Raw genomic sequence first — 12886 nt, forward strand, 5'->3', positions numbered from 1 at the left:
TCGGCTCACGAAAATTATAGCATAAGAGGAAAGATGAAAATATTTCAATTACATAATAATTCTGTTTATTCTTTTTTAGAATCCTTGATAAAAATAGAAGATTTAGTTAAATTGCACAAGGAAAATAATTTTGATAAAGTTGTTTTAACAGATCATAATAATATGTTTGGTTTAGGAACTTTTTTAGAAGAATGTAAAAAAAATGATATCAAACCAATTATTGGTTTAGATCTTGACGTAGAAAATTATCGTTTTATTCTTTTAGCCAAAAACTACGAGGGCTATAAATTTTTAAATAAATTAGTTCTTCTAAAAAGTCAAAATAAACAAATTAATGTAATTGATATTAACAACGAAAATGTTTTTATTTTAGATCATCCTGATGAGGGCTATTATGCTAAAACGAAAAAAAATATTTTTAGTTCTTGAAATAATTACTATGTTCATTCTACTGATAAAAATTTACCTAATTCTATCTATTTAAAGGCGAATAATGCTTTGAATAAAAATGACAATGATGCTTTAAAATTATTAAGCAAAATGAGTAATAAAGAAATCAAATTAGTTGATAAAAATTATTTTATCGATGAAGAAATTGATCCTATTTTTACTGAGAGAATTAGTTTTATTAAAGATAACTGCAATGTTATTTTTCCTGAAAAAAAACTTAATTTAGCATTTTTTAATGATTTAAATAATGAAGAAGCTTTTGAATTTTTTCTAGATTTAATTAAAGAAAATTTGCTAGTTAAAATTAAAGAATTAGATAAATATCCCTCTTGAAAAGAAAGATTAAATTATGAAATTCAAGTTATAAAAGAATCTAATTTTGTTAATTACTTTTTAATAATTCATGATCTAATTAAGTGATCAAAAAATAATTCTATAGCTATAGGGCCAGGAAGAGGAAGTGCTGCTGGTTCTTTAGTTTCTTATCTTTTGAATATAACAGAAATTAATCCATTAAAATATGATCTATTATTTGAGAGATTTTTAAATCCTAAAAGATTAACTTGACCAGATATTGATATTGATATTCAAGATGATAGAAGATTTGAAGTTTTTAAATATTTATATGATAAATATGGATTTGAAAATATTGCTTTAATTTCAACCTTTCAAACAATAGGTGCAAAAATGGCTTTAAAAGATGTTAACAGAGTGATGGAGAATAATTTAAATAATATTGAGATCAATAATTTAACTAAATTATTAGCAAGTGGGGAAACTTTAGAAGAAGCCAAATTAAATAATAGAAAATTTAGAATAGCTATTGAAAAACATACTTTATTATACGAATTAGCCCTAAAAATAGAAGGATTACCTCGCCAACATAGTTTTCATCCAGCGGGAATTTTAATTACTAATGATAAAGTAAATGAAATAGTTCCTACTTCTTTATCTAATTTTGAAAATTTTCAACAAGTACAATTAACAATGAATAATATTGAAAATTTTGGTCTTTTAAAAATAGATCTATTAGGTTTAAAAACATTAACTGAATTAAAGGGTATTGAACAATTTTTAGAAAAAGATGAATATTTTGAATCTAAGCTCGAAAAAGGAATAGATGTTTTAAATGATAAAATGACTTTCGATATGCTAAATGCAGGTATAACTGAAGGAATTTTTCAATTAGAATCAAGCGGAATGACTAACACTATTAAGAAAGTTATTATTGATAAATTTGATGATTTATATGCGATAATTTCTCTTTTTAGACCGGCTAGTTCAATGTATATTAGTGACTATGCTCATAATAAAAGATATAAAAATAGTGTTAAAACTATTCATCCTTCGTATGATTCAATAGTAGAAAATACAAATGGCATTTTAATTTATCAAGAACAAATTATGCAAATTGCTCAAAATGTAGCAAAAATGTCTTTTAGTGAAGCAGATTTTTTAAGAAGAGCAATTAGTAAAAAAAATGATGAAGAAATAAATAATTACGAAACTAAATTTACTGAATTAGCGATTAAAAATGGCTTAAGAACAAGCCAAATAAAAGAAATTTATGAAATGATTAAACGTTTTGGTTCATATGGATTTAATAAAAGTCATGCCGTTTCATACGCTTATTTAACCATGAAAATGGCCTATTACAAAAGACATTATCCCCTATTTTATTTTTCTTCCTTGATTACTAATTCAGAAGGTTCGCAGGAAAAAGTTAAAAAATATGTAGATGAAGCTAAAATGATTGGTTTTAATATTTATTCTCCTGATATTATTTATTCCACAAATAAATGTTTTTTTAATAATAAATTAGAATTGTATTTACCTTTGAATTTAATTAAAGGTTTAGGGAATGAAAACATTAATAAAATTATTACGGAAAAAAATAATGGCGAAAATTTTGAAGGAAAAAATATTACTGAAATAATACTTAGACTTCGTTATGCCGGTGTTAAAGATAATGTTTTTGAAATTTTAATTAAAGCAAATTGTTTTAGAGCATTTGGACCGATTAAATATGTAGAATTTTGCAATAAAAAAATTAAAGAAATTTATGATTTATTTAACAGTTACAATACCTTTAATGAGGCCAAAGAAGCAATTAATCAGGCGGGTTATTTAAACGTAATTTTTGCTAATCCTAAATCTAAAGAATTCGAAGATTTTGAATATGAAAAAAGAAATGAATACGAAATGTTAGGTTCTATTTACAATGTTTATTCGACTTTAAAATACGAGAAGAATTATCCTAATCGTTTAGCTAATTTAATTCCTGATGATATTGCTAGATGATATGTATGTGAAATAGTTAATTTAAAATTATTTAAACTTAAACATTTTTGTATTTTAGAAGTAAGAGATAGTACAAAAACAATTGCTTTTACTTTTAGTGAAAATTACTATGAAAGATTTGCTAATTTGAAAATAGGGCAAGTTATTTTAATCCAGGCAATTCATAAATTTAATTCTAAAAATCCTAGAATCATTAATTGAAAGGAAATTGAATAATGGAAAAATTTCTTTTAATAGATGGTAATTTATTGTTATTTCAATCTTTTTATGCTTCCTATAACCCTTATTCTCAGGCAAATTTAATGAAATCACCATTAGGAATAACTACTAACGGTGTACATGTTTTTTTAATAACTTTAGCAAAATTAATCAATTATTTTCAACCTAAATATTTATTCATTGCTTTTGATGCAAATGCTAAAACTAAAAGACATCAAATGTATAGTGATTATAAAAGTGGAAGAAATAAAGCTCCAGAAATAATTTTTGAACAATTTTTTTTAATTAAAGATATACTAAAAAAACTTAATATTGCTTGAGAAGAAAAAGAAGGTGATGAAGCAGATGATTTAATAGCTTCACTGTCAAGCAAATTCAAAACAGATAATTATATTTATTCAAAAGACAAAGATTTATTGCAATTAGTTAAGAAAAATATTTCTATTGTTAGAAATAATAAAGAACATAATTTTGAAATTATCAATGCAGAAAATTTTAGATTTTTTTACGGTTTTAATCCAGAACAAGTAGCCGATTTTAAAGCTTTAGCAGGCGATTCTTCAGATAATTTGCCTGGAGTAAATGGAATAGGCGATAAAGGAGCTACTAAATTAATAAATGAATATGGTAATTTAGAAAATATTTATGAAAATCTTGATAGTATTAAAGGAAAATTAAAAGAAAAACTAACTAAGGATAAAGATCAAGCTTTTTTATGTAAAAATTTAGCTCTGTTAAATAAAAATGTTGAAATGAATCACAATCTAAATTTTTATGCTAATTATTTAAATAATGCAGATGAAGGATTTTTATTTTTAGAAAAACATGGTTTAAATAAAGCAAAAGAATATTTACAAGGAATTGCGCGAAATAAAAATGAATAAAAGTTTAAGTTATAAAGTAAAGTTCGTTGAAAATGTTAAAGACACACAGACGCTACCTAAATATAAAATAAATTTTGCCATCGAAATTTTATTGTTTCTTCTATTTTTATTTTTTTCAGGATGCTTGCTTATAATTCACTTCTATCAACCTGATTTTTCTAAAGGACAAATTTCAAGTTTATATACTTTAAAGCAAATTTATGTTTATTCTATTGGTTTAGCCTTTGGTGATTTAATAATATTTATTATCATAGGCATTTTCGCGACTTTTCTTATAAGATGAATTGCACATTCGCTTAACTATAAATCCTTGCGTTGATTTAGAAAATATTGAAAAGTAGATAATTGAATATTTAAAAAGAAAGCAATAACTTTTATTTGATTAAATTTACTAATTATTGCCTGTTTTTATCATTTCGTTTTAGTAAGTCTTAGATTTGATAATTTCGCCTATTTTACAGTTCAAAATGTAAAAAATGTTTTCACTAAAGGTTGATATTATTCTTTTACTAACAATGCAATTAATAATTCGACTTTACCTAATTCTAATTTAAATATAGGAATTTTTGCAGATTCAATTTTAAATTGTATTTATGCTTTAAGTTTCTCGCCATATTTAGCCTTTATTTTAATTGCTATTTTAACTATTTATACTTATTCTTCATTTATTTTAGTTGATATTAAAATCTATTTTAAATACTTAAATCCTAAGAAATTTTCATTAGAACAAATTAAATACAATTTGAAAAAAAGTTTTATTTTTTACTATAGTGAAGATATTGGTAATTATTTTAACTTTGTAACAAAAAGCGCATTTGCACAAAAAGAAAATTTAGATCTTTCATTAGATAATTTGCTTAAAAAGCTTGTTTTTTATAAAAAAGCTTTAAAACTAACTATTATCAATATTTATGAAATCAAAAATCAAGAAAATAAATTATTAGCATCTTACAAAGTAAATGAAAAAATTGACTATAAAACTAGCTATGAAAAAGAATATTTAGTTTGAGTTGAGAATTTAAATTCTTCTTTGTTTACTCAAGAAAACTATAAAAGAATTGTTTTCAAAGATGATAAAACTTTATTAGAAAATTATCAAGAACAAATCAAAAATCAAGATAAAAATATTTTTTATGAACTTTTAATCTATTATGCTAATAAAGAAAATTTAGAGGATAGAATTTTAATTGATAAATATGGTTATTATTTAAAGAATGACTTTTCATGTGATTTATTATATGGTGCAGTTAATACTTACATTTTTAAAGAAACAAATTCTTCTTTGGAAATGAAAAAGCAATTAGATAAAAATATAACTTTAAATAAACAAGATGAAAAATTAGAAACAATTAGTTTAAATAATGAAAATTTATATTATGAATATGAAGAAAAATTGGAGTCAAAAATTATACAAAAAGAAGTTAAAAATTTAACTTTGGATAATCAACCATATATACATTTAGATACTCAGGAAATTAAATTAGATGAAAAAAATAGATCCTAATTCTAATTACAATATGTCTATAAACAAAATTGATAAAGAAGAAAAAGAAATTGAGAAAAATGAATTTAATTTTAGTGAATTTGATAGCCCTATTTTGGAGGATTAATGACAAAAAATAAAGTCAAAAATTCAATCAATAAAATTAGTTTTTCTAAACTTAACGAAATAATTAAAAATAATGAACATAACAATCAATTAATGTTTATTGAATTTACTACTTCATGATGTAATGATTGCAAAATGATGAAACCAGTCATTGATGAAGTTCTTAAAGATTATGAAAACAATAACCAAGTAGTTTTTTATGAAGTAGATGCTGAAGAAGCAGGAGTTTTTAGAGATCCTTTATCAAGATGAAAAATTTATAGAGTTCCAGCTTTTATTTATTTTAAAAATAATAATATTCAAAAAATTCTTTATGAGTATTATCCTAAAAACATTATTGAAAAATATATTGAAGATTTTACTGAATAATGAATAAAAAAATAGAAATAGATTGAAATAAAATTCCGCAATTACCAGGAATTTATTTGTGAAAAGATAAAAATGATAATGTTATTTATGTAGGAAAAGCTAAAAATCTAAGAAGCAGAATGCATCAATATTTTAAAGGTTCAATAAATTCTTATAAAACTAATAAAATGATTAGCGAGATTTTTAGTTATGAAATTTTTATTGTTAACAATAATAAAGAAGCTTTACTTTTAGAGCGTCAATATATTGAAAAATTTAATCCTGAATATAATATTTTGCTTCTTGATGATAAGAACTATCCATATATCAAAATAGAACTTAAAAAAGGCGAATTATTAATTAAATTAACTAAAAAATATCTTAAAAATGATTCTAACAATTCCTTACTATTTGGCCCTTTTCCTAACGGTTATGGAGCAAAGGTTATTTTAAAATTATTGCAAAGAGAAGCTTTTTTCGAAAAGGGATTAAAAATTCAATCCAAGGATGAAAAATTTTGAAAAAATCAGTTTGATAAAATCAAAAATATCCTTACTTTCGATAATAAAAACTATATTAAAGAGTTAGAAGAAAAAAGAAAAGAAGCAGATAAAAAATGGCAATTTGAAATTTCTTTAGATTTAACTAGATCAATTGAATATTTAAAAAAGTTAAAAGAAGATCAAATTATAGAATTAAAAAATAATAAGAATATTGACGTTTTAAGTTATAAAATTGAAAATAATTTACTATATGTCACAATCTTGTTTTATAGATATGGTATTTTGATCAATAAAGATAGTCAAATTATTCCAATTATGCTCGATGAAAAACATTTATTTGAAAGCTTTTTTGATAAATATTATAAAAACAAAATCATTCCTGATGAAATCGTTGTCCCCGAAAAACTTCTTGATTTAAATTTAGAATTGACTAATGAAAATATTAACTTTCATGTTGCAAAAAATGGCATATATAAACTTATTCTTCAAACTTGTGAATTAAACCTAGAAGAATTTTATAAAAACGAAGCCAAATTTGCGCAAAATAAAATTAACAAGGGCACTAATAATTTAGAGCTTTTAAAAACTTATATTCCTCTAGATAATTTAAAAAATATTGTAGCTTTTGATAATTCTAATTTTAATAATTATAATCCAGTGGGCGTAGCTATAGTTTATACTAATGGCTTAAAAAATAAAAATGCCTATAGAAAATATAGTCATGAAATTAATTTTTCAAGACAAGCTGATGTTGAATATATGCAAAAAAGTATCACTAATTATTTATCTAATTTAGACACTAATATAGTACCTGATTTAATTATTGTAGATGGCGCTTTAGCACAAGTTCACGAAGCTAAAAAAGTTATAAAAAAACTAAATATGTCTTTTCCCGTTGTTGGTTTAGTTAAAGACGATAATCATAAAACAAAGTTTTTAATTGATTTAGAAGAAAAACAAGTTTCAATTAAAAATAGAGATTTAAAAAATTTTTTAGCCGAAATTCAAGAGGAAGTAGATCGTTTTGCAAAAGACTATTTGCGCAAAAAACATAGAATTACTTCCTTAGAAGGCAAATTAAGATCAATTAATGGAATTGGTGAAAAAATTGAATTCAAATTACTTGAAAAATTTGGCAACTACAATAACATATACAATGCAACTTTAGAAGAATTGGAAAAAGTTGTTCCTAAATCAATTGCAAAAAAAATATTTAATAAGGAATATATCAAAAAAAGCAACTAGGATTAAAGATGGTTGCTTTTTTAATATAATATAGACTAAATGAAAAATATCAAGTTTAATATTAAGAAAAAGAAATTTATTATCAATATTGCTCTTTTAACTATATTCATAATATTATTTGTTGTTTTTCTTAGTCTATACGTAATTCAAATAAGTCAAAATCATCCATATTACTACCATATTATTTTTGTTTTATTATTCATAATTACGCTTGGATTAGTGTCATTTATGGCCATAGAAACAATATCTAATTTTATCTATTACAATAGAATAGGTCAAGAGTCATTTAATTCCTCTTTGGATGAAGTTAATAAGCATAATTTAGTGGGAATAATTATCTATAGTGTAGATAATAAAATTATTTGAACTAGCCAATTTATTAATGATGTTTTTGGAAATAAATGATTAGGTAAAAAAATAAGTGCTTTTTTTAATCATCTAAAAGTAGCTGATTTTAATAAAAAAAGTTTTGAATTTAGACATGACAATAATTTCTATTCGGTAGAATTTTGATATTTAAAAAATTCTTTAGTAATTAGAGATATTACCATTGAAAAAAATTTAATGAATTTATATGACAAAAGAACTGTTGTTATCGGCGAAGTAGAAATAGATAACTATCAACTTTATCAATCACTTCTTTCTGATGATCAAATGTTTAATTTAAATACTTTAGTTATTAGTGTTTTAGATAAATTAGCAACTGATTACAATTTAGTTTATAGGCAATATAATCCTAATGGTAAGTTTTTAATAATAACTGATAAAGAATCAATTGAAAAAATGCAAAGAAACAATTTTGGTTTTTTTGAACTAACTTATACTTTGGATAGAAAAACTGATAGAAAATTCACAATTTCTTTATCTGCAGGTTTTGCTTCAGGCATTAATTTATTAAGCGAAAAAATGCAAAAAGCCAAAGATGCTTTATCTTTAGCTCAAAGTAGAGGTGGTAATCAAGTAGCTATTATCAACAATAATCTAAATGCTTTCTACTATGGTTCAAGTAATGAAATTACTCCTTCAACTGATAGAACAAAACTAACAAACATAATTAAAGTTCTCGATGAAACCTTGAAACAAAAAACTGTTAAAAAAGCCATAATTTATGGTCATGCTAATGCTGATTTAGATGCGATTGGTTCTTCATTAGGTTTAGTTGCTTTAGTAAGACATTATGGCAAAGAAGCTTATATATGTACTTCATCACAGGATTCTACTACTAAAAAAATTCTCAATCAATATTATCCAAATAGCGATATTTTTATTAAGCCAAAACAGGCTGATAAATTAAAGAAAGAAAAAGATACTTTAATATTTTTAACTGATGTTTCTTCAGTTTATAGAACAGATAATAAAAGTGCTATTGAAGGTGTTTTAAAAGAAAATATTTTTATCTTTGATCATCACAGACAAGCAACATCTACTGATTTTGCTCCTAAAATTAACAAAATAATTGATCCCTCAGTTTCTTCTGCATCAGAAATTGTTTGTGAAATTTTAAGAATGCATCCAGAAGATATTATTATTGATTGAAAAATAGCGCAAATGCTTTTAAATGGTATTTATTTAGATACTTTACAATTTCAAAAAAATGTAACTGCGAAAACTTTTGAAGCAGCTTCTTGATTAGAAACTAAAGGTGCAAATTCAACAAATAGCAATCAAGCATTAAAAATAGATAGTGAAGCTAAAAAAATTGTTGATGAATTATTAGAAAATTTACAAGAAATTAAACCAGGTTATTTCCTAGCTTATAAAGATATACTAGCTTCTGATGATATTATTTCAGTAACTGCTGAAGAAATTTTAAGAATTAGTGATAGAAAAGCTTCGTTTGTAATTGCTAGAAATGAAAAGGGTGATTCTTATAAAATGAGTGCTAGAGGAATTGGAGTAAATGTGCAATTAATTGCTGAAGCAGTAGGTGGCGGAGGGCATTTTTCAACTGCTGCTGCAGTAAGTAAGGAAAATTTAGATGTATTTATTGACAATCTTAAACAAGCAATAATTAGTTCAAATAACCCATAGGAGGCTTATATGAAAGTTATACTATTAAAAGATATAAAGGAAGGCAAAGCAAATACTATTATTGAAGTAAGTAATGGCTATGCTACTAATTTTTTAATAGCTAAAGGCTTAGCCTTGCCTTATAATCAAAAAACACAAAAACAACTTGATAAAAAACTTAATGATTTAATAGCTGATAAAATGGAACAAAGAGAAAGAGCATTAAAAATTAAAGAAAAACTAGAAGAAGATAGCTTAAATTACGTTCTAGATGCTAAAGTAGATGCTAATGGCAATTTAAATGTCCATAATGCTGTTTCTACTAAAGAAATTATTAAAGATTTAGCTAAAAAAGGTTATAAACTTAACAAGCATGCAGTACAAAAAGTACATTTAGTTTCTAACGGAACGCATGAAATAATTATTAATATTTTTGAAGATATCAAAGCCGTTTTAAGAGTTAATATTTCTTTAAAAGCCCTTAATTAAGGATAATATGAAAAATGAAGTTTCCTTTGACAATAATGTTGTTATTTGAGATAGAAAAACTGAATGAAATCTTTTAGCATTAATACTTTTAAGACAAGAAAATTCGCATGAAATAATTCCTTATTTGGAAGCAGAAGATTTTTATGACATCAACGATAGACAACTTTTTATCATAATGAGAGATTTGTATGACCAAGCAAAATCAATTAATGAAGATTCAATTTTAGAAAAAGCTATAGAACTAGGTTATTTAAATGTTGACGAATTTTTTCTAGCTGAAGTTTATACCGCAAATGCTTTTGTACAAAATTTGGTAGATTATCGCGAAAAATTAATTGAATTATCTAAATTAAGAAAGTTACAAAACGGAATTAATGAAGTTAATAGTTTGCTTTATAGACAAGTTTCTAATTCTGAAGAAGTTATTGATAAATTACAAAATTTGATTTTTCAAATCGAGAGAGTCGATAATGGCAAATTATTTCTTTCCAGTCAAGAAGTAAGTAATAGTTATTATGAAAAATTAAATATTCTCAAAAATAGAGATGATAATGAAATAGTAGGACTTTCAACTGGTTTTTCATCATTAGATTATGTAAATCAAGGTTTTCAACCTACTGAATTGATAATTTTAGCTGCTAGACCAGCAGTTGGAAAAACTACTTTAGCCCTTAATATAGCTTTAAACGTCGCAAACAATAAATTAAATCCTAAAAACGTGGCCTTTTTTTCCTTGGAAATGTCTCCCGAACAATTAATGAGCAAAATTTATAGCACTATTTCAGGTGTTGAAGCTTCAAAACTTAAAAATGTTAAATTTTTAACTAACGATGAATGAATTAAAATTGCTAATGCTAAAATTAATCACATTGATAAATTAAATCTATTTATAGATGATACTGGTTCAGCCACTTTGAGAACATTGATTTGAAAAGCAAAAAGATTACATAAGCAAAAGAAATTAGATTTAATAATTGTTGATTATTTGCAATTAATTACAACAGATAATTTAAATAAAAATGATAATAGACAAATTGAAGTTTCTAAAGTAAGTAGAAGCTTAAAATTATTAGCTAAAGAATTAAATATTCCAATAATTGCTCTTAGTCAATTATCAAGAGATGTAGAAAAAAGACAAGATAAAGAACCTATGCTTTCTGATTTAAGAGAAAGTGGGGCAATTGAACAAGATGCAGACATAGTAGCATTTTTACATCGTGAAGATTATTACAATAGTGGAAAAAGAAATAATTTAAATAAGGAAAATGAAGATAGCGATTTAAAAGATATTGCTATAACTAAATTAATTATTGCCAAAAATAGAAGTGGTCCAACTACTGATGTAGAATTTATTTTTAAAAAATCAATTGGCAAATTTTTCGATAAAAAAGAACTTTTTGACACTTATAACAACCAAATCAAAAATGATTTTAACTAAAAAAGGAATTAAAAATGAACGAGAACCCGAGTATTTATTGACTGATAATACCTATATTACTTTTAATTATTTGCAGCTCATTTTTTAGTGCTGCGGAAACAGCATATACTACCTTAAATATAGGAAAAATAGAAACTTTAGTGAATAAAAAAGCTTTTGGTGCCAAATTAATAAAAAAACAATTTTCGTTTTTTAACCAAACTTTAGTAACTTTATTAATTTGTAATAATGTTGTTAATATTGCATCATCAGCTCTTCTTTCCTCACTATTAGCTAAAGCTTTAGTAGGGAATTTAAGTAATTATGTAGCCTTATTTTCTACCTTAGTAATGACACCTATTATTGTTCTTCTTGGTGAAATTACTCCTAAATTAATTGCTAAATATCATCCCATTAACACAGCACAAGTAATTTGTTATCCCCTTTCATTTTTCTATTATTTATTTTGAATTTTTACCTATCCAATAAGTAAAATTGGTAAAAAAATTTATATAACTAATACTGAAGAAGATTTAAAAAATATCATTGATGTAGCTCAAAATGAAGGAGTTTTAGAAACAAACGAAAGTATCATGGCACAAAATGCTTTGGATTTAGATAGCATTAAAGTTAAGAAGCATTATGTTCGTTTAAAAGATGTAGTTTCAGTTAATGTAAATAATAGCAACATTAGTGAAATATTAGATGTTTTTGTTGAAACTAATTATTCTAGATTACCAGTAATAAATAATGAAGGACAATTTATAGGCATTGTTTTATTGAAAGACATTTTTCATTTGCAAAGAGGTAAAATTAGTAATTTTATTAAAACAGTTCCTACTATTAGTTCTAACATTTCACTTTCAAAAGCACTTGAAATTTTAAGATTAAATAAAGCACAAATGGCTTTTGTTTCAGAAAATAATTCATCTACAAAAATTTTAGGTATTATCACTATTGAAGATATTTTAGAAGAAATAGTTGGTGAAATTTATGATGAATATGATCAAGATGAATGAAAAGATATTTTAGAAGTTAGCTTAGAACTTTACCACATTAATAGTAATGTTAAAATTAGCCAAATAATACGTAAAATAGGCATAGAACTAGATATAAGAGAAGATGAAAAAAATCTTTCATTAAAAGACTTTTTAGTTAAAAGAACAGGCAAAAAAATTTCCAAAAATTTAAATTATTCCTTAAACGATATTACATTTTTTCATCCCAAAAAAAATCCAAAAAATGATACTTGAACAATTGAACTTTCATTAGGAAATAATGCCGATTTTAGAAATAGAACAATAGAAGAAACTATTATTCATGATATGAGCAGTAGAATATAAAAAAGAAACTAAGTTTTCTTTTTTTCTATTTTTTGGTAATCTTCTATATATATTAATATAATTTTAAT

At 23.9% G+C, this 12886-nt stretch carries 10 protein-coding genes; all 10 read left to right on the forward strand.

The features are described from left to right. Positions 1-33: 33 nt before the first annotated feature. Genes dnaE through EXC33_RS01165 form a run of 10 tightly spaced genes read left to right on the forward strand, consistent with a single transcriptional unit; the run spans position 34 to position 12818 of the window. Positions 34-2967 carry a DNA polymerase III subunit alpha gene (gene dnaE / locus EXC33_RS01125; RefSeq protein WP_046096921.1) on the forward strand — a complete coding sequence of 978 codons (2934 nt, stop codon included), beginning with the start codon at positions 34-36 and terminating at the stop codon, positions 2965-2967. Further along, entirely contained in the window at positions 2967-3854 is an 888-nt protein-coding gene (locus EXC33_RS01130) for a 5'-3' exonuclease (RefSeq protein ID WP_046096920.1), read from the forward strand. The genes dnaE and EXC33_RS01130 overlap by 1 nt, the downstream gene beginning before the upstream one ends. Beyond that, positions 3847-5358 (forward strand): hypothetical protein, encoded by a 1512-nt coding sequence (locus EXC33_RS01135; RefSeq protein WP_046096919.1) that lies wholly within the window; start codon positions 3847-3849, stop codon positions 5356-5358. Before EXC33_RS01130 ends, EXC33_RS01135 begins: the two co-directional genes overlap by 8 nt. Beyond that, on the forward strand, positions 5339-5464 hold the full coding sequence (locus tag EXC33_RS02835; RefSeq protein ID WP_268809217.1) for a hypothetical protein: 126 nt from the start codon (positions 5339-5341) through the stop codon (positions 5462-5464). Before EXC33_RS01135 ends, EXC33_RS02835 begins: the two co-directional genes overlap by 20 nt. Continuing rightward, positions 5464-5832 (forward strand): thioredoxin family protein, encoded by a 369-nt coding sequence (locus EXC33_RS01140; protein WP_052717005.1) that lies wholly within the window; start codon positions 5464-5466, stop codon positions 5830-5832. Before EXC33_RS02835 ends, EXC33_RS01140 begins: the two co-directional genes overlap by 1 nt. Then, positions 5832-7559, forward strand: a complete 1728-nt coding sequence (locus EXC33_RS01145) for a GIY-YIG nuclease family protein (RefSeq protein WP_046096918.1) — start codon at positions 5832-5834, stop codon at positions 7557-7559. Before EXC33_RS01140 ends, EXC33_RS01145 begins: the two co-directional genes overlap by 1 nt. A 39-nt stretch (positions 7560-7598) precedes the next feature. Beyond that, entirely contained in the window at positions 7599-9590 is a 1992-nt protein-coding gene (locus EXC33_RS01150) for a GGDEF domain-containing protein (protein ID WP_046096917.1), read from the forward strand. A gap of 9 nt (positions 9591-9599) precedes the next feature. Beyond that, entirely contained in the window at positions 9600-10058 is a 459-nt protein-coding gene (rplI, locus tag EXC33_RS01155; protein ID WP_046096916.1) for a 50S ribosomal protein L9, read from the forward strand. A gap of 7 nt (positions 10059-10065) precedes the next feature. Continuing rightward, the gene (gene dnaB, locus EXC33_RS01160) at positions 10066-11496 is read left to right on the forward strand and encodes a replicative DNA helicase (protein ID WP_046096915.1); all 1431 of its coding nucleotides are present in this window, start codon (positions 10066-10068) and stop codon (positions 11494-11496) included. Positions 11497-11510: 14 nt separating this feature from the next. Then, the gene (locus tag EXC33_RS01165) at positions 11511-12818 is read left to right on the forward strand and encodes a CNNM domain-containing protein (RefSeq protein ID WP_063725435.1); all 1308 of its coding nucleotides are present in this window, start codon (positions 11511-11513) and stop codon (positions 12816-12818) included. Positions 12819-12886 lie beyond the last annotated feature (68 nt).

It is taken from the genome of Mycoplasmopsis meleagridis (genome assembly GCF_900660695.1).
GTDB classification, from domain to species: Bacteria; Bacillota_I; Bacilli_A; order Mycoplasmatales; family Metamycoplasmataceae; genus Mycoplasmopsis; species Mycoplasmopsis meleagridis.